Annotated in this window: 19 protein-coding genes and 4 pseudogenes; 9 read left to right on the top strand and 14 right to left on the bottom strand. The window is 61.4% G+C overall.

Features of this window, described 5'->3' with window-relative positions; genetic code table 11:
- The 3 genes and pseudogenes from thiS to thiC all read right to left on the bottom strand — a co-directional run.
- Positions 1-198, bottom strand: a complete 198-nt coding sequence (gene thiS, locus A9K66_RS00345; protein ID WP_067318750.1) for a sulfur carrier protein ThiS — start codon at positions 196-198, stop codon at positions 1-3.
- Positions 167-1,168 carry a glycine oxidase ThiO gene (gene thiO / locus A9K66_RS00340; RefSeq protein ID WP_067318748.1) on the bottom strand — a complete coding sequence of 334 codons (1,002 nt, stop codon included), beginning with the start codon at positions 1,166-1,168 and terminating at the stop codon, positions 167-169. Before thiO ends, thiS begins: the two co-directional genes overlap by 32 nt.
- Positions 1,168-2,529 (bottom strand): annotated as a pseudogene (thiC, locus tag A9K66_RS00335) (phosphomethylpyrimidine synthase ThiC); the annotation flags it as partial. The gene thiO and the pseudogene thiC, both read right to left, overlap by 1 nt.
- On the opposite strand from thiC, the gene A9K66_RS30950 reads away from it, so the two are divergent.
- Entirely contained in the window at positions 2,422-2,739 is a 318-nt protein-coding gene (locus A9K66_RS30950; RefSeq protein WP_245307331.1) for a helix-turn-helix domain-containing protein, read from the top strand. The pseudogene thiC and the gene A9K66_RS30950 overlap by 108 nt on opposite strands.
- Here A9K66_RS30950 and A9K66_RS00330 read toward each other — a convergent pair.
- Complete coding sequence (locus A9K66_RS00330) at positions 2,736-2,945, bottom strand: hypothetical protein (protein WP_067318746.1); 210 nt, start codon at positions 2,943-2,945, stop codon at positions 2,736-2,738. The two genes, A9K66_RS30950 and A9K66_RS00330, sit on opposite strands and share 4 nt — an antisense overlap.
- A gap of 162 nt (positions 2,946-3,107) precedes the next feature.
- On the opposite strand from A9K66_RS00330, the gene A9K66_RS00325 reads away from it, so the two are divergent.
- The 3 genes from A9K66_RS00325 (at position 3,108) to A9K66_RS00315 (ending at position 4,740) form a co-directional block, all read left to right on the top strand.
- The gene (locus A9K66_RS00325; protein WP_067318744.1) at positions 3,108-3,476 is read left to right on the top strand and encodes a hypothetical protein; all 369 of its coding nucleotides are present in this window, start codon (positions 3,108-3,110) and stop codon (positions 3,474-3,476) included.
- A gap of 253 nt (positions 3,477-3,729) precedes the next feature.
- Positions 3,730-4,272: a hypothetical protein gene (locus A9K66_RS00320; protein ID WP_067318742.1), complete on the top strand. Its 543-nt coding sequence runs from the start codon at positions 3,730-3,732 to the stop codon at positions 4,270-4,272.
- Positions 4,273-4,353: 81 nt separating this feature from the next.
- On the top strand, positions 4,354-4,740 hold the full coding sequence (locus A9K66_RS00315; RefSeq protein WP_067318741.1) for a hypothetical protein: 387 nt from the start codon (positions 4,354-4,356) through the stop codon (positions 4,738-4,740).
- Positions 4,741-5,458: 718 nt separating this feature from the next.
- Here A9K66_RS00315 and A9K66_RS00305 read toward each other — a convergent pair.
- The 10 genes and pseudogenes from A9K66_RS00305 to A9K66_RS00260 form a co-directional block, all read right to left on the bottom strand.
- Positions 5,459-6,616: a porin gene (locus A9K66_RS00305; protein WP_067318737.1), complete on the bottom strand. Its 1,158-nt coding sequence runs from the start codon at positions 6,614-6,616 to the stop codon at positions 5,459-5,461.
- A gap of 813 nt (positions 6,617-7,429) precedes the next feature.
- Positions 7,430-9,074: pseudogene (locus A9K66_RS00300) on the bottom strand (MFS transporter).
- A gap of 340 nt (positions 9,075-9,414) precedes the next feature.
- Positions 9,415-10,398, bottom strand: coding sequence for a beta-ketoacyl-ACP synthase III (locus A9K66_RS00295; protein ID WP_067318735.1), 984 nt, complete (start codon positions 10,396-10,398; stop codon positions 9,415-9,417).
- Positions 10,395-11,660: an adenosylmethionine--8-amino-7-oxononanoate transaminase gene (locus A9K66_RS00290; protein ID WP_067319594.1), complete on the bottom strand. Its 1,266-nt coding sequence runs from the start codon at positions 11,658-11,660 to the stop codon at positions 10,395-10,397. Before A9K66_RS00290 ends, A9K66_RS00295 begins: the two co-directional genes overlap by 4 nt.
- Entirely contained in the window at positions 11,660-12,295 is a 636-nt protein-coding gene (gene bioD / locus A9K66_RS00285) for a dethiobiotin synthase (protein WP_067318732.1), read from the bottom strand. Before bioD ends, A9K66_RS00290 begins: the two co-directional genes overlap by 1 nt.
- Positions 12,292-13,431 carry an 8-amino-7-oxononanoate synthase gene (locus A9K66_RS00280; RefSeq protein WP_067318730.1) on the bottom strand — a complete coding sequence of 380 codons (1,140 nt, stop codon included), beginning with the start codon at positions 13,429-13,431 and terminating at the stop codon, positions 12,292-12,294. The genes bioD and A9K66_RS00280 overlap by 4 nt, the downstream gene beginning before the upstream one ends.
- On the bottom strand, positions 13,428-14,408 hold the full coding sequence (gene bioB, locus A9K66_RS00275) for a biotin synthase BioB (RefSeq protein WP_067318728.1): 981 nt from the start codon (positions 14,406-14,408) through the stop codon (positions 13,428-13,430). The genes A9K66_RS00280 and bioB overlap by 4 nt, the downstream gene beginning before the upstream one ends.
- Positions 14,409-14,612: 204 nt before the next feature.
- The gene (nadC, locus tag A9K66_RS00270; protein ID WP_067318726.1) at positions 14,613-15,491 is read right to left on the bottom strand and encodes a carboxylating nicotinate-nucleotide diphosphorylase; all 879 of its coding nucleotides are present in this window, start codon (positions 15,489-15,491) and stop codon (positions 14,613-14,615) included.
- A 1-nt stretch (position 15,492) separates the two neighbouring features.
- The gene (locus A9K66_RS00265) at positions 15,493-17,034 is read right to left on the bottom strand and encodes an L-aspartate oxidase (protein WP_067318724.1); all 1,542 of its coding nucleotides are present in this window, start codon (positions 17,032-17,034) and stop codon (positions 15,493-15,495) included.
- A gap of 169 nt (positions 17,035-17,203) precedes the next feature.
- Positions 17,204-18,172: a hypothetical protein gene (locus A9K66_RS00260; protein WP_067318722.1), complete on the bottom strand. Its 969-nt coding sequence runs from the start codon at positions 18,170-18,172 to the stop codon at positions 17,204-17,206.
- A 175-nt stretch (positions 18,173-18,347) separates the two neighbouring features.
- On the opposite strand from A9K66_RS00260, the pseudogene panB reads away from it, so the two are divergent.
- The 5 genes and pseudogenes from panB to A9K66_RS30945 all read left to right on the top strand — a co-directional run.
- Positions 18,348-19,165: pseudogene (panB, locus tag A9K66_RS00255) on the top strand (3-methyl-2-oxobutanoate hydroxymethyltransferase).
- A complete protein-coding gene (gene panC, locus A9K66_RS00250) occupies positions 19,162-20,061 on the top strand; it encodes a pantoate--beta-alanine ligase (RefSeq protein WP_067318720.1) in 900 nt (299 codons plus the stop codon). Before panB ends, panC begins: the two are co-directional and overlap by 4 nt.
- 108 nt (positions 20,062-20,169) lie before the next feature.
- Complete coding sequence (locus A9K66_RS00245) at positions 20,170-20,895, top strand: LuxR family transcriptional regulator (protein WP_067318717.1); 726 nt, start codon at positions 20,170-20,172, stop codon at positions 20,893-20,895.
- Positions 20,896-20,985: 90 nt separating this feature from the next.
- Complete coding sequence (locus tag A9K66_RS00240) at positions 20,986-21,615, top strand: acyl-homoserine-lactone synthase (protein ID WP_067318715.1); 630 nt, start codon at positions 20,986-20,988, stop codon at positions 21,613-21,615.
- Between the two features lie 322 nt (positions 21,616-21,937).
- A pseudogene (locus tag A9K66_RS30945) lies at positions 21,938-22,395 on the top strand (hypothetical protein); the annotation flags it as partial.
- Between the last annotated feature and the right edge of the window lie 5 nt (positions 22,396-22,400).

The following is a 22,400-nucleotide window of genomic DNA, read 5'->3' as shown; positions in this document are numbered from 1 at the left end:
CTAACCCCCCTGCATCGGCGAAAGGACTTCGATCCGGTCGCCGTCGCTCAGCTGAAATGCCGCCCGATGAGCTTTGTGCACGAGGTCGCTGTTGACGGCCGTTGCCAGCCAATCGCCCTCGTAGTCGAGCGCGGCAAGCAGTTCCGCCAGCGTGGTGGCGGCAACCTCATGCGCTTCGCCGTTGACGATCAGTTTCATGGGTAGACTCCACGGGTTCGTCATGACTGAAGAGAAATTCGGCTGCTTGCCGCGCCATGGCGGGCGCAAGGAGAAAGCCATGGCGATAAAGCCCGTTGATCGCGACGGTATCTCCGCTCGTTTCGACGCGCGGCAGATTGTCGGGAAAAGCCGGACGGACCCCGACACCGGTTTCAAGGATCTCGGCCTCGCCGAACGCCGGATGGAGCGCGCAGGCCGCGCCCAGCAACTCCATCGTCGAACGGACCGTGATCGGTCCCCCGGACTGGCTTTCGATCATCGTCGCGCCAACCATGAAATGGTGGTCGGCGCGCGGCACGACGTAGAGCGGAAAGCGCGGATGAAGCAGCCGGACCGGGCGCGACAACGAGACATCGGGCGTGCGCAGGATCAGCATCTCGCCGCGCACGCCGCGCAATCTGCCGTCGGCCGCCGCGCTTCCCGCGCAGTCGATCTGATGGTCGAAACCGGGAACAGCCTGAGCGTCGGTGCCGAAACGGAATTCGACCCCCATGGCTATGAGCTTCTCATGAAGAGCCGCCATGGCCTGGCGGGGGTCGAGATGGGCCTCGTCCGCGAAGACCAGTCCACGGCGGAAACGGCCGGCGAGGTCGGGCTCGAGGCGCGCGACTTGGTCTTCATCGATACGCCGGTGACCCGTAGTGCGGTTGGCGAAGCGGTCGAGCTCGCCCGCATCGCGCGGCGCGGCCACGACCAGCGTTCCGGCCCGCGTCACCTGGCCGGGCGTCGCCGCATCCCACCAGTCGGCGGCGTGGCGTCCGAGATCCAGCACCGGCTGCTCCGCGCTTTCGCGCTCGCACCAGGGCGCCAGCATGCCGCCGGCGAACCACGACGCATTGCCGCCAAGGCCGTGCCTTGTCTCCGCAACCGTCACCGTCGCGCCGCGCGTGGCGAGCTCGAAGGCGGCGGTGAGGCCGGCGACGCCGGCCCCATTGACCAGCACCTTCATCACGGCTGAGCCGCCTTTGACATCAGCGGCGCGCCGGTCTCGTCCGCCGGCACGTAGAGATCGCCGCCCTCACGGTATTTCGCCGCCATCGCCGCCATGCCTTCTTTCTGTGCCTCGGCCCGGATGTCGTGGGAAATGCGCATGGAGCAGAATTTCGGCCCGCACATCGAGCAGAAATGCGCCAGCTTGTGCGCCTCCTTGGGCAAGGTCTCGTCGTGGAACGAGCGCGCCGTTTCGGGGTCGAGCGACAGGTTGAACTGGTCTTCCCAGCGGAACTCGAACCGCGCGCGGGAAAGGGCATCATCCCTGACCTTCGCCGCCGGATGGCCCTTCGCCAGGTCGGCGGCATGAGCCGCGATCTTGTAGGTGATCACGCCGATCTTGACGTCGTTGCGGTCGGGCAGGCCGAGATGCTCCTTCGGCGTGACGTAGCAGAGCATTGCCGTGCCGAACCAGCCGATCATGGCAGCGCCTATGCCGGAGGTGATGTGATCGTAGCCCGGCGCGATGTCAGTCGTCAGTGGCCCCAGCGTATAGAACGGCGCCTCGCCGCAGACGGCGAGCTGCTTGTCCATGTTCTGCTTGATCTTGTGCATCGGCACATGACCGGGCCCCTCGATCATGACTTGGCAGTCCTTCTCCCAGGCGACCTTGGTCAACTCGCCGAGCGTTTCCAGTTCGGCGAATTGTGCAACGTCGTTGGCGTCGGCGATCGAGCCGGGACGAAGGCCGTCACCGAGCGAGAAGGACACGTCATAGGCACGGCAGATGTCGCAGATCTCGGCGAAATGCTCGTAGAGGAAGCTCTCCCGGTGATGGTGCAGACACCATTTGGCCATGATCGAGCCGCCGCGCGAGACGATCCCGGTCACCCGGTCGACGGTCAGCGGGATGTAGTGCAGCCGCACGCCGGCGTGGATGGTGAAGTAATCGACGCCCTGTTCGGCCTGCTCGATCAGCGTGTCTCGATAGACCCCCCAGGTCAGGTCCTCGGCTATCCCGCCGACCTTTTCCAGCGCCTGGTAAAGCGGCACCGTGCCGATCGGCACCGGTGCATTGCGCACGATCCATTCGCGGGTGTTGTGGATGTTGCGGCCCGTCGACAGATCCATCACCGTGTCGGCGCCCCAGCGGATCGCCCACACCATCTTCTCCACCTCTTCGGCCATCGACGAGGTGACCGCCGAATTGCCGATATTGGCGTTGATCTTCACCAGGAAATTGCGGCCGATGATCATCGGCTCGCTCTCGGGATGATTGATATTGGCGGGAATGATGGCCCGTCCGCGCGCCACCTCGTCACGCACGAATTCCGGAGTGACGAAGTCGGGGATCGCAGCGCCGAAGGCTTCGCCGTCGCGCTCGAGTTTGCCGCGCAGCATCTCGCGAATGCATCGCAAAGGCTAAGGCCGAAGGGAAGTACGTTGACCCCCCAGCCTGCGACTCGTCGTCAAGCCAGCGAGGTGCTGCGCCTCAAGGCGGAGGGCAAGTCCGCAGGCGACATCGCGGCGGCCTTGGGCATCAGCAGGGCGAGTGTTTTTCGGATACTAGCGGAGAACGAGGGAGCTTAGCGGCTCGGCTCAAGTTTGGGCGGCAAGCTTTGCGACTGCGGGGAGGCATAAGGCGAGGCGCTAGGCACTCCCACGAGCAAGCCACCAGCACCGCAAAACAATGCGAGAGCCACCAATGCGAAAACAGTCAACAGCGTCCCGATCACCGCGAGGGTACCGTTGGCCTTGACCTTGGCGAACCAAATTGACACTTCCAAATCGCTCATGTCTGGTGTGCTCCTTTGGGGAGGCAACGTATCATCGATAGCGTAGGTGTTACGTTTTAAGCCTGTCTTACGCAACCATCGGCAGCGAGTGCTATCGCGCGATACTGCCGCAGGCGAATCGATCGCACCCTGAAGAAGATTGATCTCAGCAGCGCAACTACAGTGGCGGAAATCGCCGCCGAGTATACTGCAAAGACTGCAGCCCTGGATGTAGCCGCGATTGGGGCAGAAGCTTCTGCCCGTATCAACGCCGCTGTCGTAGAGCAGGATATGGAAGGGCTGGCAAAGCACTACGACAATAAGGGATTAATGGCCCTCGTGGCTCGACATCTCAAGAACACTACACCGGGCGAGTTCGAAATGTGGATAACGCGGGTGTTACGCAACAACCTCGTTCCCGAACTCACACATGCCCTGCGCCGGGTTCTTCCTGAAAAACCCACGATAGGATCCTTCGACTCGGTCTTTCGGCTCATCGCAAGCGTCGGAGGCGTCAAGCTCTCAGCCGCAAACGAGCCCGACCAGGCCTAATCATAACAACAACTGTTCGCGTGCAAACCTGCTGTATGAACCGGAGAGGACGGACGCGATGGACACACTTGAAATTGCAGCCCTGTGACGTTGGTATCCGAGGCGTAGGCCCCGGCGGGAGTGCGGAAGCCCTTGTCGCCCTCGTTTTGATCCTCGCCTATGTGACCTACAAAGTCTGCGACGGGACAGGCGATGAGAGGATGGACGCGACGACCCGCTGTCAATAATGGACGGAATAGCTGGAGGGGGAAGAATGGCAGGTTTCGTAAAGCTCTCAGTGTTCATTGGCGTGTTGGCGAATTTCATCGGCTCAATCATGCTCTTGCGGGATTTCCGCGACATCGCTCAGATTCCGTTCTTTCGGTGGCGATCAAAGTATCTGAAGACCAGAGCGCTGGCGCTTGTCGAGAAACACGCCCCGCCTGGGCTGCCGGTGCTAACCCCACTGTCTGGAGACATTGGGAGAATGGGCACCAAGATTTCCTACAGCTTCTTGGCAATTCTCCGTGCGAGGCCGGCGTTCAGGGAAATTATGGTGCTTGTGAACAACCACAACAGCTTGCGAGCCGGTTTGCATCTCGCGCCGTATCGAATTAGCGACCACGAAACGTTGAATAGAGGCGCGGTAGTGAGGACTTTTGCAGAGATCGACAAAACATTGGAGGATTGGCAACGCGAGCATGATCCTGAAGAAAGGACCGATAGGAGCCGCGCGCTTTGGCTTTTTATTGTAGGTTTCGCTCTGCTTGTGCTCGCGTCGCTCGTGGATTTGATCACCTACATGATTGACTGGTGACTTGGGAAACGAAACAGCAAAATCAGCCGTGAGCCGCCATTGAAAAGAATGGGGCATCTTTCTTCGCTCGGGGGAATTTTCATGGTCACGTTCAGAAGTCTGGTCTTTACCGCTTCCGTTGCCCTTGCGTCGGCAGCAGTTGCTCAAGAAGCCTATGAGTTGAACGACATTAAACTGGCTGCGATCCAGCGCGCCGTGAGCCTCCAACTGAAAGACCCCGACAGCGCGAAGTTCGGGCCGGTCAAAGCGGTTCCATTTCCCGGTGTCCAAGAGGGCGTCATTCTGGTTTGTGGCTTGGTCAATGCTAAGAACGGCTTTGGCGGCTATGCTGGCGAAGCGCCCTTTGTGGGTGTCTTGGCGACATACAGGCAATCGGGACAGGCAGAATTTATCGTCAGAGAAATCGGCGGAGCGGAAACCGACAGCGCCTCCATTATCTCCTATTGCAAGAGCCAAGGCATTCGGTGAAGGGGCTTGGGAGGGGGACGGTGAAGTCAATCTTGTTGCAGCAGCAGCAGCAGTTCTCCTGTGTAGTGCGGGAAGTGCCGCCGAACTCAATAAATCGGATAGGCCACAATTGGCCGTGTAACGAACGCGATCATCCGCGATGGGCAGAATAAGGAACTCACCAATATCAAAGCATTCTGCGCAGATCAGTGGGCCGATGACTATGTGATGCGCAAGCATTGCATGGCTGAGCAGCACTCCTCCATGTTCAAGGTAACATCCTTCGACACAACCGGTTCATCGCGGAACATGCAGATTTTTCTCCACTGCGGCGAGGAATGGGGAGACGACAAACGCCGCACAGACTGGTCTATGATGAGCCACTGCATCGATGAGCAGGTAGATGCGGCTGAGAGCTTGGGCGAGTAGAACGCGAGTCACGCACCTCAGGCAAGAGCCTACCGCAGCGCCCTTGTCGCCTGCTCAAGCCTCGCCTCATGTCCCCCTTAAACCGCACTGTCGGCACCCGACGAGTGGCCAAGGATCATATTTTGCACTGCCTCGGGCACGTCGGCCCTGACCAGCTTGTCCTTGAGCGTGTACCGCAGCGAATGCATGTGCGGTTCGCCATTTCAGTCATGACCGAACAACCGTGAGCAAAACGGTGACAGATTGCGCTCGGCACCTCGTTTGATGATCGGGACTGGTCGCGCAATCGCCACCGAGAGATTTTCATCCATTAGAATGAGCGTTGGAAACTGAGGATGCCGCCGAGGCTGTCTTTTTTGTCAGCCTTCGTCCAATTCACGTTCGAAGGGTCGACCATGCCGATGCCGAAATTGTCGTAGTGGTCGTAGTCGATTTCGGCCGTCGCCGTGAAACCGGCAACGAGCGTGTAGACGACGTTTGCGGCCACACCATAGTTCTTGAACTGACCGCCCGAGACCTGAAGGTTGAATGAAGTTTTCTCATCGAGTGTGTAAGTGGAGCCGGCCCAGAAAGCCCAGTTGCCGCTCCAAGTTTTGTAGAAGCCGCGACCGTGAGCAGCGATTGCATTGGTTGGGTCATCGTTGAGAATGCCAATGGAGCCATAGCCGAACATTCCGAATAGCGACAGGTCCTCTGTGACATTGACATCGACACGGACCTTGCCGGCCAAAGCATCGTAGTTGCTGTCACGAGCGATTACGCCGGTGATCGCGCCCCAGCCCTGCGTCTGTTTTACGCCGAAGACGACGTGCGGAACATGGCTGTCGATAGTACCGACTACACCCGCCCCTTGTTCAAGTGAAACCAGTGCCGAAAAGCCATTACCGGCATCGAAGTAATACTGGGCCACGTTGGTATCGAAGTCGCCGTATGGAACGAGTACGTTATTGAGGACGTTCCCGGCGTAGCCTGTAAACGTGTCGAAGGCCGACCCGTCCTTACCAACTCGGAGGCCACCAAGCTGGATCCAGGCGGAAGTCAACTTGACGCCGCTGTTGAAGCCATAGTTCTGAGGACTGTCCGGACCCGAATAGGCGTTGCGGTTGCCGAAATTCACGCGGTTTTCAGTATAGGTCTTCAGTGCGCCGAGTTCGGTCTCCTGGCGCGTCCAAGTTTTGAACGTGAAACGCGTGTTGTTTCGCCAGGTGCCCTGAGCCTCGCCAGTGCTCACATCGGTGGTCCTTGCCCCGTCATACGATCGGACATCGCCGAGGCCGGCGTCATAACGGATGTAGCCGCCGATGCGCAGGCAGGTCTCGGTGCCGGGGATATGGAAGTAGCCCGAACCGTAGACGTCGCAGATCTTGACGTATTCGGTCGGGTCCGGTGCAGAGACTTCGTCCGCCGCGCGAGCGACGGAAACGGAGATCAGGGCCGCAACTGAGCGAAGAAGGCTGCTTACGTTCATTCGGGATCATCTCCATTCAAAGCTTAAAGGCGGAATCGTCAAGATGAGTTCCCGTGTAGGCGTTGAAACCCCTCAAGTGATAGTTTCCAACGTTTCTATGGTGTAAAGACGAATTTGCTCAACGGTTGGAGAATTACGGAAGAAACAACTATGCTTTGTCATTCACTTTCTGTATAAGGTGAGCCTAATCGACCTGTGTCAGGCTCGGGAGGGAGGCAAAACGCCTATTGCCCGCTGCGCTCCACACAGCTGTTCAGCAAACTCATTCATTTAGGATTCAGCACTTCTGAACGAATTGCCATTATTTATCTCTGCTATTTGTGGGTTGCGCGTCGGCGTTCGATGCAGAGCAGCAAGCGACGTGCCATACAGAGAGGTAGCTCGCGCGGACACTTAAATGCCCGGCGCAACTTCGTCGCGCTCTCTTCTTTTTTGTTTTTGGGGGTCAGGCAGAGCACGAAAAGCAGACGTTTCGGACCGCTTCGTATGTTCGATATGTGACACTTTGGTTCGATACCGTCAGCATTTGTTCGCTGTGAAGCCTCGGGTCGAGATACCATTCAGCGCCGCCGCTCGGTATGTCAGGCGGGAGCCCCGGTGCCGCATACATCTGGGTAGTGCCAAGCACGGCCCGTTCCGTCTTGCAGCGGCACAGACGAATTCTCGGCGCAATTGTTCACACCCCGTGCGACTCACTTGGCGCCACTACGGAGTCGCATTAGCCTCGGCTACTGGCGATGCGGCCTTCGCGCTGCTCGAAGTCGACCGGCGCGGCAAGTCCCAATGCACGATGCGATTGCCTTCGTGATCACGTCACCTCGGAGGACGAGAAACGATTGTTGAGGCATGGGTACGAGCTGCCTCGGTCGTTCGTTCAATCGAAAGCACTGTGAGCGGAGGACGCTCTCCATCATGCAGCGCCAGGAGACGCTGGCCGACTTCCTTATCCGCTGCCGTCAGCCGATGATTCAGGCGAAGAAAGTCCATCCAGGTTGGCGTGCGGAATGTCTCTGTCCAAATCGAAGGCGTTTGAAGATTGCGCTGGAGTGTCCAGTTTCGCGCACCGGCACGGCTCTGAACATGGCGCCTGGCGCGCATGTAGCCCAGAAAGGTCTCGATATTCTCTTCGGATATAAGGTACTCGACCTTGACCACTATGGGGCCACTCCTGGGCTTCAACTCGAGTGCCACCTCCGGCGGGTGAAAATCCGAACTCTCCTGATCCGTTTCTTCCCATGGACGGACCGGCAACAGTATTCCCGCCGCTGCAACGAGCAACAGAGCGCCCGCGGCACCCTCCAAAGCCCAGCCTAAGGAGTAGTTCTGTGCGACAGTACCCCAGATCCAGCTGCCGGCCGCCATCCCGCCTGCGCTCAAGGCGTAGTAGATCGACAGTGTGCGGCCAACGACCCACCTTGGGCTTGCCAGCTGCACCGAAACGTCAATGCCCGTCCAGGTTATAAGCCAACCCGCGCCACCGAGTGCCAGCGAAATGGCCGCCACAGCGACTGACGATGTGAGGGCAAGGGAAAGGCAACATGCTGCACAAGCAACAGAGGCGAACGACACCAGCCTGTCTTGAGACGTGATCCGCCTAAGAAAGCTATTGCTCATGCCGGCGATGAAAGCACCCATGCCGAAACCGGCCAGCAAGATGCCGTAGATGATTGGGCCGCTTTTCAGCTGATCCCGGACGACTAGCGGGAGCAGCGCAAGGATGGAGATGCTTGCCAACCCGAAAAGGGTTGCCCGGGCAATCGCTGCCCTGATTTCCAAGGACATGACGGTGAAGCGCACTCCGTCATGAATTGCCATCGTCATTCGCTTGAGGGAGAGGTGACGTGCGAACATTCCATCTAGTGCGCCATATTGCGGTTAGCGGCGCCAGATCGCTCAGCGCTGCCAACGCGAAAGCGGCCAGCGGTCCAAAAAATGCCAAGACCACGCCCCCCAAAGCCGGACCAACGCTGCGCACAATGTTGTATCCGACAGACATAAGCGTCACCGCAGCCGGGATGTCGCGCTTGTGAAGGATATCGCCAACAGAAGCGTGCCAGGCCGGATCATTCAAGGCAAAGCCGCAGCCGGCCAGGAAACCTAATCCGAGAATTAGCCAGGGACCGGCAAATCCCAGACCCACGGAAATCATCAGCGTCGTTGACGCCAATGCTATCAGGCAGTGCCCCGCAAACATCACCCATCGGCGGCTGAAGTTGTCGGCGATGGCTCCGGCCAAGATCGAGAGGAAGAACACCGGCAAGGTCGATGCGGCCTGCACGAGTGCAACCATCAGATCCGAAGCGGAAATCGTGGCCATCAGCCAACTGATGGCGACCGATTGCACGAGCCACCCGAGGCTGGATATTTGTGTGGCCGTCCAGATCGAGCGAAACACCTGGTTTCGAAATGGGGCGAGCGTTGTTGAGACAGGCAGATGAGCATTTTTTTCGGACTGCATGACGATTTACGCCTTCGAGGGGCCGCTTATTCAATTCACGGCTGCCACTACTGCCGTTACGATGTTGATCAATGGATCAGAATGGCCGACATATCGATTAGGATGACTTCATCGCAATGAGGAGGGCACGCATGAGCTCGGATACTCCGCTCTCCTGGACTGACGCCCACCCACTCCTCGCCCAGCAAGGTAGCCTCGCCGATCGTCCCTGCTCGACAAGAATCGGCTGCAGGGTGATCGCTCTCGTTCACTGAGCCGGCGCCCATGTAACTTGCCGGCGAGTAATTTTTCGCATTGGGCCGGTGTTGCTGGTGTGATCCTGTTCATTGCCGTCCTACCGCTAAATTCCGAGGATGAGGGCGCCTCCGGTGAGGCCGGCACCCGCCGCCGCAAGGAGAATCTTTTCGCGCGCCCGAAACGGCTGCGTCCGATGGGCGAGCGACAGCGAGAGCGGGATGGTCGCGGCGGAAGAGTTGCCGTACTCGGCGATCGTCTTGACGATTGCCTGATCCGCTATTCCGAGATTCCTCCCGACCACATCGAAAATGCGGGCGTTGGCCTGATGTGGCACGAACCAATCGATGTCCTGCGGCCGCATTCGGGCAGCAGTGAGTGCGTCCTGCGAGCATGCGGTCATCATCTCCACCGCCTTGGCGAACACTTCACGGCCGTCGGTGATCGTCATCCGTATCTGCTCGAGATCGAGGTCGCCATGGAACGGCGTGTTGCTTCCGCCGGCGGGAATCTGGATCAGCCCGTAGCCCGAACCGTCGGAATTCACCAAGGCGCCAAGAATGCCCTGGTCCGTGTCCTCGCAAGGACCGATCACCACGGCGCCGGCGGCATCGGCAAACAGCACGGCGCTGGCGCGCTCGGCAGGATTGATGCGGCGGCTGAGGATGTTGGCGGCGATGACAAGGCTCGCTTTGCCGTGCAGGCGGGTGAAGCCGTCCGCGAACATCAGCGCATAGATGAAGCCGGCGCAGGCGCCGGTCAGGTCGATCGCGCCGGCTCGGCTGAGCCCCAGCCGATGTGCGACCAGCGGCGCGCTTGGTGGCAGGAGGTGGTCGGGTGTCGAGGTGGCGAGCAACAGCAGGCCGATGTCGCTGCGGTCGAGGCCGGCATTCGCCAACGCCATGTCACCGGCAGAGGCGGCAAGGCCCGACAGCGTGTCTTCGTCCGCTGCCCAGAACCGCGACCGTATCCCGGTGCGCCGCTCGATCCAGCCGGGTTCAAGCCCGAGACGGTCTTCGATTTCCGAATTCTTCACCTTGCGCGCGGGCGCATGGTGACCGAACCCGAGAAGGCACGACGATCGGCTCATAGCCTCGCCCCGAAACGTTCGCCGGCCTCCTCGATGGCGTCATAGAGCCCGTCCAGCTCGTTGCCGGTGATGCAATAGGGCGGCAGCAGGTAGAGGACATTGCCGAGCGGGCGCACGAGCATGCCGCGCTTGAGGAAGAATGCACGCAGTTTTGGCCCGATCTCGGCCAGATAGCCGGCAGAGCCGGTGCGCAGGTCGAGGGCCGCGATCGTGCCGGTCACTCGGCAGTCGGTGAAATATGGATTTTTCCGGAAGCGTTGCAGCCCAGCGGCCTGCTTCACCCTCAAGGCCGCGATCCGTTGGTCCACCGGCTCGTCACGCCAGATCTCGACATTGGCAAGTGCTGCCGCGCAGGCGATCGGATTGGCGGTGTAGGAGCTCGAGTGAAAGAAGGTCTTCTTCCGGTCCGTCGAATAGTGAGCCTGGAAGATGGCGTCGGTGGCGAGCGTGGCGGCCAGCGGGATGACACCACCCGTCAAGCCCTTCGAGGTGCACAGGATATCAGGAGAGATGGACGCCTGCTCGCAGGCGAACATGGTTCCGGTGCGCCCCCAGCCGGTCATCACCTCATCGGCGATCAAGAGTGTGCCTGAGGCTTCGGCGATCCTCTTCAATTCGGCCAAAACCCAGGCCGGATACATCAGCATGCCGCCGGCCCCGAGCACCAGCGGCTCCACGATCAGGGCGGCGGTGGGCCGGTCGCGGCTCACAGCCTCGAACCGATCCAGCGTTTCCTGCTCGCGACCCGCGGTCGGGAAGGGAATGGCGTCGACCTCGAACAGCAAGGGCTCGTAGGCGGCGTTGAATACACCGCGGGCGCCGACGCTCATCGTGCCGATCGTGTCGCCATGATAGCTGTGCTCCATGACGACGATGCGCGAGCGCGGCGCGCCGAGGTTGCGGAAATAGCCGAGCGCCATCTTCAACGCGACTTCGACGGCGGTCGAGCCGCTGTCGGAATAGAACACCCGGTCGAGTCCGGGCGGAGCGAGGCCGACAAGCGCCTCGGCCAGTCGTTCGGCCGGCTCGTGGGTGAAGCCCGCGAAGATGATCTGGTCGAGGCTCGCCGCAGTCGTCTCGATGGCCCTCATGATGCGGGGATGACGGTGGCCATGGGTCACGACCCACCAAGAGGAAATGGCATCCAGGATGCGCGCGCCGTCGGCCTTGTGGAGATAGGCGCCTTCCGTCAGCACGATTTCGGGGATCGCGGGCTCGAGCGCGTGCTGGGTGAACGGATGCCAGACTCGAGACTGGGGCATCATTGGCCTCCGGCGATCAGGGCAAGGTCGAAGCCGGCAACCGTCGCGTCTCTCAGCGTTTCACCCGTCAGTGGATCGAGGTCTGGCAGCCTGCCGAGCTGTTGCACGCCGCCCAACTCCACGATTGTCCTTTGGGTATCGGCCACCTCTTCGCCGATGAAGGCGATGCCGAGGAGCGGGATGGAACGGGCCCGCAGCGCTTCTATCGAGAGTAAGGTGTGGTTGATCGTGCCGAGCGCGGTGCCGGCGCACAGTATGACCGGCAGCCGCCACTGTGCGAATACATCAATGAACAATGTCTGTCGATTGAGCGGCACCATCAGCCCGCCGGCGCCTTCGATTACGAGCGGTGTCGGTAAAACCGGAAAGGCAAGATCCGCCGCCTCGATGGCAACACCATCGATCTCGGCCGAGCGATGCGGCGAGAGCGGGCTTTTCAGGCGATAGGCCTCCGGCAGGACGCGCCCCGACGGCAAGCCGGCAAGCCGGGCAACGACCTCGCTGTCAGTCTCCTCGTCGAGGCCCGATTGCACCGGCTTCCAGTAGTAGCCATCGAGCAAGCCGGCGATTCCCGCCGAAAACACCGTCTTGCCTATTCCGGTGCCTGTTCCGGTGACGACGAGGCGCTTGGTCATACCGTCGCCAACACCTCGACGAGGGCCTCGACCATGGCCGAAATTTCGGCCTCGCCGACATTGAGCGTCAGTGAAATGCGCAGGCGCGATGTTCCCTCGGCCACGGTCGGCGGACGAATGCCGCGGATGTCGAAACCGCGCCCCTGCAAGGCTGCCGCCACCGCCATCGTGCGTGCGACGTCGCCGATGACAAACGGCTGGATCTGCGAGCCGCTGGGCGTCACGCCGCAGCGCTCGGCCAATTGCCCGCCGGCGAAAGCAACGCGTTCCTGCAACTGAGCGCGGCGCATCGGCTCCTCGGATACGATCACCAGCGCTTCGCGCGCCGCGACCGCCATCAGCGGCGATGGCGCGGTGGCATAGATGAATGGCCGACAACGATTGACGAGATAATCGCACAGCACTCCGGGCCCGGTGACGAGCGCGCCGGAGGCGCCAAGCGCCTTACCGCAAGTGTGGAGCGCGACGATGTTGTCGCGGCCCTCGAAAGCGGCAGCCAGCCCCCGACCATCCGGTCCCCAGACGCCGGTGGCATGCGCCTCGTCGACGACGATAAATGCCTCGTGCCGATCGGCAAGCGCGTCGAGGCTTTCCATCGGCGCGCAATCGCCATCCATGCTGTAGAGGCTTTCGACCGCGATCCAGACGCGCCCCACGCCGCCTTCGGCGCGCCAGCGTGTGATCGCGTCCTCGACAGCACCAACGTCGTTGTGCGCAGCCAGCTTGAACTCGGCGCGTCCGGCCTGTGCCCCCTCATGCATGCTGGCATGGGCGAGTTCGTCGAGGACCAGCAGGTCGCCCTTCTGCGGCAACGCCGTCAGCAGGGCGAAGTTGGCAATGTACCCGCTGCCGAAGAACAGTGCGCGTTCGGCGCCGAAGAATGCTGCCGCGTCCGCCTCCAGTGCCTCGTGTTCCGGTGCATTGCCGCGCAACAGCCGCGACCCGGTGGCGCCAACCGGCGTGCCCCGTCCGATCGCCCCTGCGACTGCATCGCCAAGTCTCTTGGAGGCGGCAAGTCCGAGATAGTCGTTCGACGAGAAGTCGAGCCCGGCGCGCGGTGCAAGCGTCCGCAGCCGGTCCTTGCGCGCCAGTCCACGCAAGGATGCGTCATACCGGGCAAGAAGTGCCTCGTTCATTGCGTGCCGAGTTCCATCGGCTCGATACCAAGACGCTGAAATAGAAGCCTGTCCTTGTCCTCGCCGGGATTGTCCGCGGTCAACAGCGTGTCCCCGACGAAGATCGAGTTGGCGCCGGCAAAAAAGCACAGCGCCTGCGTCTGGTCGGTCATGCCGGTGCGACCGGCGGAGAGCCTTACATAGGACTTCGGCATCAAGATGCGGGCCAGCGCAATGGTACGGACGAACTCGATCGGATCGATGGGTTCGGACTGGCCGAGCGGCGTGCCATCGATCGGGATCAGCATGTTGATCGGCACGCTTTCGGGCGGCTCAGGCAGATTTGCGAGCGTGATCAGCATGTCGATGCGGTCGGCCTTTTCCTCTCCCATCCCGACAATGCCTCCACAGCAGACCTTCATGCCGGCCTCGCGCACATGCTCAAGCGTTTCCAGCCGGTCGGCGAAGGTCCTGGTCGAGACGACCCCACCGTAATGGCGCTCGGAGGTGTCGATGTTGTGGTTGTAGTAGTCGAGGCCTGCCTGTTTTAGGCGAGTGGCCTGCTCAAGATCGAGCATGCCGAGAGTCATGCAGGTCTCCATGCCGAGCGCCTTGACCCCCTCGACCATCGCCACGACCGCGTCCATGTCGCGCGCCTTGGGGTTTCGCCAGGCAGCGCCCATGCAGTAGCGCGTGGCGCCGGCCTCACGCGCCTTGGCCGCCTCGGCGATGACACGCTCGACCTCCATCAGCTTCGACGCTCTCAGGCCAGTTCCGTGATGCGCAGACTGGCTGCAATAGCCGCAATCCTCCGGACAGCCGCCGGTCTTGATGCTCAGCAGCCGGCTGAGCTGCACACGGTTTCGATCGAAGTTCTGCCGATGGATGGTCTGGGCCAGGAAGAGCAGGTCGTTGAATGGCATGCCGTAGATAGCCTCGGCCTCTTTGCGGTTCCATCGCGCCAGCACTCCGTCCATCGGTTCCAGGGCTTTGTTCATCCCCACTTCTTTCCAATCATCATCGTCAAAAATTCTTTTTTTCTGGTCCACGAACGCATGCCGCAGTCTGTCGGCCGGCGAGCCTGTTCCCACATGAGCCATCGATCAGCGCAATGCGCGCGGGCCCAACGGGGTGCAGGCTCTTGCAGCACCTTGTCTGCGCCTGCAGCTCCGAGGCTGCTAGCTCTTCCTTTTTCGTTTCCATCAGTTCAGGTTGCAGCCGTGCCCGTGGGCCGGCATATCGAGGCCGATGTCGAGAATCGGCGCGCTGTGTGTCAGCCATCCGACGGAGATGAGATCTACTCCGGTCGCCGCGATTGCCGGGGCCGTGATCGGTGTCACCCGACCGGAAGCCTCGGTGATGACGCGGCCATCGACCGTCGCCACGGCGCGCGCAAGATCTTCGACCGACATATTGTCGAGCAGCACTGCGTCGATTCCCAGCGCGAGCGCTATATCGAGCTGCTCCAGCGTATCGACCTCGACCTCGATTTTCACCATATGGCCCGCGGCGGCGCGCGCTCGCTCTATTGCCGTGCGAATGTCGCCGGCGATGGCGATGTGGTTGTCCTTGATCAGCACGGCGTCATCGAGCCCGAAACGGTGATTGGCGCCGCCGCCGACACGTACGGCGTATTTCTCAAGGGCGCGCAAACCGGGCGTCGTTTTTCTTGTGCATACGATCTTTGCCTTATGGCCACGCACAGCCTCGACCATCGCGGCTGTGGCCGTGGCTATGCCGCTCAGGCGGCAAAGGAAGTTAAGCGCCGTGCGCTCGGCCGTGAGCAGGCCACGCGCCGGTCCGCACAGCTTGGCGATGATCTCGCCGGCCGCGACATCGCTGCCGTCCGGGCGCCAGATTTGCATTTGGATCGCAGGCTCGACGAGCAGCAGGGCGAACGCAACCAGATCGAGGCCGGCGACGATTCCCGTCTCACGCGACTTGAGCATCAAAGTGGCCGTGCAATCATGCGGGATCACCGCATCGCTGGTCAGGTCGCCGCATCTGCCCAGGTCTTCCAGGAGGGCACCGCGCACGATCGGTTCAATCACGGTCGAGGGAAGGGGTGCGAATGGTTTCATGTCAGGTGCTCCGTGTCCGTGCCTGCCACCCAAGTGCGAGCGCGCCCTGCATTGCGCCGCGCAGTGTCAGCCGGGCGGGGCACGCCTCTGCATCGCGCCAGGGGAAATCAGTGCGGAAGTGCGAACCACGGCTCTCTTGGCGCCCCACCGCCGCCATGGCGATCATAAGCGCGACCAACGCCGGATCGGATGCGGCCTCGTTGCCAGCCGCGATCGGCAGCAGGTTCGCTACCGCCTCGCGCAGCGAGTCGCCGTCCCGAATGATGCCCAGTGCGGTGGAGACGATCGGGCGGATGCAGGAAGGATCTGGCCGCGTAGGCACAAACGTGGAACATACGCGCCGCCGTTTGGCGTGAGATGTGCCGGCAACGCTTTCAGCAACCCAGCTCGCGGTGACCACCGCTTCGGTGAGCGAATTGCTGGCGAGGCGGTTAGCGCCGTGCAGGCCGGTGCATGCGACCTCGCCGCATGCCCACAATCCCTCGACGGAGCTGCGGCCGGCCGCGTCAACAGCAACGCCGCCCATGTGATAATGGGCTGCCGGGCGTACTGGGATCGGGTCGACGGAGGGATCGACGTCTGCCTCGCGGCACAAACGGGCTATGGCCGGAAAGCGATTGCCAAATCTCGGGCCGAGGCATTGCCGGGCGTCCAGGAACACGCGGTGCCCGCCAGTTATCTGTTGCCACACCGCACGCGCGACCACGTCGCGAGGTGCAAGCTCGCCGCCCGGCGTTTCAGCCAGGAAGCGTTCTCCTGCTTCGTCGATGAGCACTGCGCCTTCGCCGCGAACCGCCTCGCTCACCAGCGGCATCGGTCGGCGCGGACCGTCGAGCGCGGTCGGGTGGAACTGCACGAATTCCAAGTCGGCGAACTCCGCCCCGGCCCAGGCGGCGAGCGCCAGCCCGTGCCCGCATGAGCCAGGCGGATTCGTGGTATCGCAAAACAGGCCGCCGACGCCGCCGGTTGCCAGCACCGCCCGGCGTGTGGGCAAGACGATCGTGCCGGTGCGCGAAATTGCGAGCACGGCGATGATTGCCCCGTCTTCCACGACGAGCCGGCGAGCCTCCATATTTTCCAGGACGGTGATCGAGGCTGTGCACCGCACCGCGGCGATGAGCGCGCGGACCAGCTCGCGACCCGTGGCGTCGCCGTCAGCATGAACGATCCGCCGATGAGAGTGCGCCGCCTCGAGCCCGAGCCGCAACTGCCCGTCAGAGTGGCGGTCGAAGGCGACGCCGAAGTCTTCGAGGGCCTTGATCGCTTTGGGCGCAGCTCGGACAACTCGCCGCACCGTCGCCTCGTCGCAGAGCCCATCACCGGCTCCAAGTGTGTCGCAAAGATGAAATTCAGGGCCGTCATCGCCGCCGAGACTTGCCGCTAGACCGCCTTGGGCGAGCGCACTGCAGGCTCCGGTTCCGAGCGGCGCATTGGACAAAAGCACGACCGGCTCCGGCGCCAAGTGAAGCGCCGTCATCAGGCCTGCCACGCCAGCGCCTATGATGATCGGTGCCCCGCCGATGTCGTGAATGTCGCAGCTCATATCGAAAGCATGCGCTCGACCGCCAGAGCCGACCATTCGACTGGCGGGATCACCCGTCGGACGCGCTCATATAGGGACGCGGCCGTAGGTAACGCCCCAGTCATCAGCGCCTCCGATTATATTCGATCTGACAATAAGGGGAATATTTCTACCTTGACTATAAGGTATGTCAAGCCCGAGACATTGGCAATTTTGTCCCGGCGAAAGCCCTTTCATCGAGCACGGCACGGCGGAAGCGATAGAGCTTTGCAGGCCGCCCACCCGTATCGACTGAAGTGTCGCCAGTCTCCTCGACCAACTCTTGCTGCTCAACAAGCCTGCGGAAGTTCGGCTTGTCGATCAGTCTGCCAGCCAATGCTTCCACGGTTCGCTGCAGCTGGAGCAGCGTGAAAGTCGGTCTCATGAGTTCGAAAACGACTGGCCGGTATTTGATCTTGGAGCGCAGCCGCGTAACGCCTGTCGCCAGGATGCGGCGATGGTCAGCAACCATCGCCTTGCCTGAGACGGCCGCAGGCGGAGGCGCAGCATTCCCGCCGCTGGCCTCTTCGACCAATCCTGCTTCATAGAGCAACTCATAGCGTTGGAGCGTGAGCTCCTCGTTCCAATGGCGGTCGTCAAAGCCGAAGGCGATCGCCACCCTTTGCCGGCGTTCGCGCTGCCTGGCCGGATCGCCGGCGCCGTCTGCCCATTCAATCAAGCGCGCTCGCAGAATATCCAGGCCCACCGGCGGCGTGCCGGAGCGGTGGTCCTCCCATGGAAAATATTCGTACCAGCTTTGCCAGCCGCACGTGGATGAGGCCGTTGCCTGTTCCTTCCGGGTGAGTGCGAGATAGCTGATCGAGATGACGCGCTGCTGGCGCTCGGGGCCGACACGGTCCCGATCGGCGAACGTGTAGAGTTGCTCGATGTACCCAAGGGAATGGCCGGTTTGCTGTTCGACCCACCCCCGCAAACCGGATTGCGGCGATCGGTGCTCGAGCGCAAATGGTCCGGAGGGCAAGGTGTCCGCCTGACCGATTGTGAGAAGACAGGGCTCGCCGTGATTTACGGCAACGACCACCGCGATCAGGTCCACTTTGGCTTCGTCGGCCCTATCGTCGGCTCTGTCTTTCCCGGTTCGTGTTCGTTGATCTTCCATATTCGCGAACGTGGTCGGCCCCCAGCTCGGCGAGCTCTAATCGATTTAGTTTAAGCGTGACTGCCCGCACGTCAACACCGCACAGCTGGAAGGCATTTTTTATCTCTTCGCACTTGCACAAAAGTATGCCAAACGCGACTCCGGCGGTTGGTGACGCTACGGAAGGAGGCATGGATTGAGCGCAACAGGTGATGCGAAGGCAATTACGCCACCGGATATCCGCTCGCGGAAAGCCCAGGCCCCACTCGTCTGCCTCACTGCCTATACACCCCCGGTCGCCAGGATGGTCGATCGACACTGCGACATTGTTCTCGTCGGGGACAGCGTCGGCATGATAATGCACGGGCTGTCCTCGACGCTGGGGGTCAGCCTCGAGATGATGATCATGCACGGCCAAGCCGTGCGCCGCGGCCTGCAACAGGCGCTGATGGTCGTCGACCTGCCGTTTGGTTCCTACGAAGAGGGGCCGCAGCAGGCCTTGCGCAACGCGGCCCGCTTTATCGCAGAGACCGGATGTGCAGCGGTGAAGCTCGAGGGCGGCCAGACCATGGCCGATACGATTCGCTTTCTCGCCGCCCGCGGCGTGCCTGTAATGGCACCCATGTCGGCTTGTTCGGCGGCTACTGTGTCCAGGGGCGGGGAGACGATGCCGAGCAGATCAGGCGCGACGCTGCTGCGGTCACGGAGGCCGGCGCTTTCTCAGTGGTGTTGGAGAAAGTCCCCGAGCCGCTCGCACGCCACATTAGCGCAGAAATCGCCATCCCCACCATCGGCATCGGCGCCTCGCCAGCCTGCGACGGCCAGATTCTGGTGAGCGACGACATGCTCGGCCTCTTTACCTCTTTCCGGCCGAAATTCGTCAAGCGCTACGCCGAGCTAGGCGACCAGGCCGATGCGGCGATTGCGCCTTATGCCGCCGACGTGAGGGACCGGCGCTTTCCGGCGGCCGAACATCTCTACGCCAACGAGACGAAGGCCGGAGACGTCACATGAGCGTGCCGATCGTTCGAACCGTTGCCGAGCTCCGCGCTGTTGCCGCGGGATGGCGTCGCTCAGGCGCCCGTGTCGCCGTTGTGCCGACCATGGGGGCCTTGCATGAAGGTCATCTGAGCCTCGTGCGTGCCGCGCTTCAGAAGGCTGAGCGGGTGGTCGTGACGCTGTTCGTCAATCCTAAGCAGTTCAACAGTGCCGCCGACCTTGCCGCCTATCCCCGGACGGAAAACGAAGATGCTGCCAAGCTCGCGCCGACAGGCGCACATTTGCTCTATGTGCCGGATGCAGACGAGATGTATCCAGCGGGCTTTGCAACGACCGTTTCGGTGTCCACTCTCAGCGAGGACCTGTGCGGCGCCTTCCGGCCCGGCCATTTCGATGGCGTGGCGACGGTCGTGGCCAAGCTCTTCCTGCAGACCGGCGCTGACTTCGCCTGTTTTGGCGAAAAGGACTTCCAGCAGCTTCAACTTGTCAGGCGCATGGTCCGGGACCTCGATATTCCAATCGCCGTGATCGCATGTCCAACTTTCCGCGAACCCGATGGTCTTGCGCTATCCTCGCGCAACGGCCGGCTCTCGCCAGCAGAACGCGCCATCGCCCCAAAGCTGGCTTCGGTCTTGCTCGATACGGCTGAGCGGCTTGCGCGCGGCGCTCCTGTCCTGCCCATGCTTGATGAAGGGCGTGCAGCAATTCTGGCGGCGGGCTATCGCGAGGTCGAGTACCTGGAACTCCGCGGAGAAACGGACCTACAGCCATTAGCAAGGCTTGACCGACCGGCACGTTTGCTTGTCGCGGCTTGGCTCGGCGACACACGGCTCATCGACAACGTCTCAACATCCCCGGTTGGCAAGTGGCCAGGTTCTCGGTGTTCGCTTCAACCGGAAACAGCAAAGTAATGCCGGCGATGATAGCGAAGTCGTCCCCGTCGCGTCGGTGCGGGGTCGTTTAGAGCCAGGTCTCCGCCTGTCATCGAGCAACATTTGAGGAGGTTGCGCAAAGGGCAGATGTATCGCGTGTTTGAAAACTTCGTCGAGCAACTCTCTGCAAGTGTCGATGCTGTCGATCTCCATGAGGCAATGGCGTCCGCCGCAGCCGGATTCGATTTTCCGCTCTTCGCCTATTTCAGCTACCCGTCCGCCTCCGGCCAGACGCCGCAATTGATTTCAAATTATCCTTCATCCTGGACATCACACTATCTCCAACTGCGCTACCACAGCCACGATCCGGTGATCCTTCGCGGGCTGCAAGGCTGGGATACTTTTGATTGGGGCGTGGATCGACCCCGCCGGTGTCTGCCGGCCTCGCAGCAAGAAATTCTGGAAAAAGCAGCTCACTTTGGCATCCGCGGCGGATTGACGATGTCGCTGCATGACCATCGCGGCCGGTTTGCGGCGCTGACCTTCGCTTCCGACCAGTCCCGTCCGCCTCTTTTGAGGTCACTCACACGTTACGAAAAGGCATTGCAGCTGGTCGCAATCAGCTTTCATATACATGCCCGGCGCAGGCTAGCCGAAGATCGCGTGGTGGATGGCATAACGCTGACGCCGCGGGAGTTTGAATCGCTGAAATGGGCGGCGCGCGGTAAGTCGGCCTGGGATATCAGCCAGATCCTCGGCGTCTCTAAACGCACCGTGACGTTCCATCTGGAAAACGCCAAGGCAAAGCTTGGCGTGCGAACCATCAACCAGGGCGTGGCGCGGCTGACTGCTTCCCGTCAGTGGAGACCCTGACTGCTTCGGATAGCTGTAAAGGTCTACAGGCTGCATCAATGTCGGCTTTGCTCTTCGATGGCGGGAACACATCCTGCGCGGAGGCGACAAATGATGCAGCTGATAACACCTGAACTCTACGGCGAGTTTCCAAACGAGCTCAAAGAAATGCACGGGCTGAGGCATCGGGTCTTCAAGGAAAGGCTGGATTGGGAAGTTGAGACCGAAAGCGAGATGGAAACAGACGCATTTGACAGCCTGAACCCCGTCTATCTGCTTCTCAAGGGATCCGACTGGCGAGTTTGCGGTTGCGTCCGTCTTCTGCCGACTACCGGACCGACAATGTTGCGCGACAGCTTTCCGATGCTGCTGGGTGAGAGTGCCGCGCCCGCGAGTGCCGGCATTTGGGAGAGCAGTCGTTTCGCACTCGATCTCCCTCCATCGGCGCCTAAGGCTGGTGGACTGGCGCAAGCGACCTACGAGCTCTTCGCCGGCATGGTCGAATTTGGCTTGGCGAACAATCTCACTCGGATTGTGACAGTTACCGATACGCGCATGGAACGGATTCTGCGTCTCGCAACGTGGCCGTTGTCGCGCATCGGACAGCCGAAGCCGGTCGGCAACACAGAGGCCGTCGCCGGATTTCTCGAGATTTCCCACGCCAGCCTCTTGCGCATCCGCTGGAAGGGACGTCTGAACGGACCGGTGTTATGGCAACCGGTTCTCGGCCTGTCGGCATAGCACCTAACGATGCTCAGCCTGACCAATGCTCCAGCCCGCGCCTCCCTCAAACCTAGGTCGCGGCCTGCGAACTAACACGGCGGCCGCATCAAATGGATCTTCTCAACTGATCAGGCCCGCCGCAAATTGGCCAAAGCATTTTGACCGGGCCGGAGCGTCGTCGTCGTTGGAGTGAAGCGGATCAGCTTGCTTCTAATGCCCGCCGTTTTGCTTTTCGGGCGTCGCGCCTGATTTCCTTCTAGAAGAGATGCAAGGTGGTTCGATCCGGCACTGACCCTTAAGCGGCGGGCTGGTTTGAGCCGATGGGGATCGGCGCGAACTCGTCGGCAGCCACCGCTTCCAAGGGTACGAGCACCGCGAAATCGGCTTTCGCTCCTATTCCGTGACGACGCGCCGAGTTTCCAGGTGCTCGATACGCTCGTGAACCTCGGGAAGCGGCAGATCACATAGGAAACCACGCTGGATCTCATGCACGGCAACCTGATCTCGCGGGCTTCTATATGGTCGGCGGGGCAGGGGGGCCATCAGGCGCTCCGCGAGGAGGGCAAAGGTCAAGACCTCGTCGCGATTGTGAATGAAATCACTGCGGAGTCGCGGTCCGCCCTCGCAGATGACATCGTCGCGATGGCGGTCGCCACGCCACTGCGCCAGCTTTGCCAGGAGCTGATTACGCTGATGTCCTGGGCCATCAGCACCGGAACGCGGAGACGCCGGGGCAGACATTCTGCCGTTCGATATCATCTACCGGAGATATATGAAACTGATGGAATTCTATCATGAGCGCC

The organism is Mesorhizobium sp. AA23, assembly GCF_001672435.1.
Classification (GTDB): Bacteria; Pseudomonadota; Alphaproteobacteria; order Rhizobiales; family Rhizobiaceae; genus Mesorhizobium.
This window is presented reverse-complemented; position numbering and strand designations above follow the sequence as displayed.

Excerpts from the sequence above, each read along its gene's own strand:
- thiS (WP_067318750.1), bottom strand. The coding sequence starts at position 198 with ATGAAACTGATCGTCAACGGCGAAGCGCATGAGGTTGCCGCCACCACG.
- thiO (WP_067318748.1), bottom strand. The coding sequence starts at position 1,168 with ATGAAGGTGCTGGTCAATGGGGCCGGCGTCGCCGGCCTCACCGCCGCC.
- A9K66_RS30950 (WP_245307331.1), top strand. The coding sequence starts at position 2,422 with ATGATTGATATTGGCGGGAATGATGGCCCGTCCGCGCGCCACCTCGTC.
- A9K66_RS00330 (WP_067318746.1), bottom strand. The coding sequence starts at position 2,945 with ATGAGCGATTTGGAAGTGTCAATTTGGTTCGCCAAGGTCAAGGCCAAC.
- A9K66_RS00320 (WP_067318742.1), top strand. The coding sequence starts at position 3,730 with ATGGCAGGTTTCGTAAAGCTCTCAGTGTTCATTGGCGTGTTGGCGAAT.
- A9K66_RS00315 (WP_067318741.1), top strand. The coding sequence starts at position 4,354 with ATGGTCACGTTCAGAAGTCTGGTCTTTACCGCTTCCGTTGCCCTTGCG.
- A9K66_RS00305 (WP_067318737.1), bottom strand. The coding sequence starts at position 6,616 with ATGAACGTAAGCAGCCTTCTTCGCTCAGTTGCGGCCCTGATCTCCGTT.
- A9K66_RS00295 (WP_067318735.1), bottom strand. The coding sequence starts at position 10,398 with ATGAGCCGATCGTCGTGCCTTCTCGGGTTCGGTCACCATGCGCCCGCG.
- A9K66_RS00290 (WP_067319594.1), bottom strand. The coding sequence starts at position 11,660 with ATGCCCCAGTCTCGAGTCTGGCATCCGTTCACCCAGCACGCGCTCGAG.
- bioD (WP_067318732.1), bottom strand. The coding sequence starts at position 12,295 with ATGACCAAGCGCCTCGTCGTCACCGGAACAGGCACCGGAATAGGCAAG.
- A9K66_RS00280 (WP_067318730.1), bottom strand. The coding sequence starts at position 13,431 with ATGAACGAGGCACTTCTTGCCCGGTATGACGCATCCTTGCGTGGACTG.
- bioB (WP_067318728.1), bottom strand. The coding sequence starts at position 14,408 with ATGAACAAAGCCCTGGAACCGATGGACGGAGTGCTGGCGCGATGGAAC.
- nadC (WP_067318726.1), bottom strand. The coding sequence starts at position 15,491 with ATGAAACCATTCGCACCCCTTCCCTCGACCGTGATTGAACCGATCGTG.
- A9K66_RS00265 (WP_067318724.1), bottom strand. The coding sequence starts at position 17,034 with ATGAGCTGCGACATTCACGACATCGGCGGGGCACCGATCATCATAGGC.
- A9K66_RS00260 (WP_067318722.1), bottom strand. The coding sequence starts at position 18,172 with ATGGAAGATCAACGAACACGAACCGGGAAAGACAGAGCCGACGATAGG.
- panC (WP_067318720.1), top strand. The coding sequence starts at position 19,162 with ATGAGCGTGCCGATCGTTCGAACCGTTGCCGAGCTCCGCGCTGTTGCC.
- A9K66_RS00245 (WP_067318717.1), top strand. The coding sequence starts at position 20,170 with ATGTATCGCGTGTTTGAAAACTTCGTCGAGCAACTCTCTGCAAGTGTC.
- A9K66_RS00240 (WP_067318715.1), top strand. The coding sequence starts at position 20,986 with ATGATGCAGCTGATAACACCTGAACTCTACGGCGAGTTTCCAAACGAG.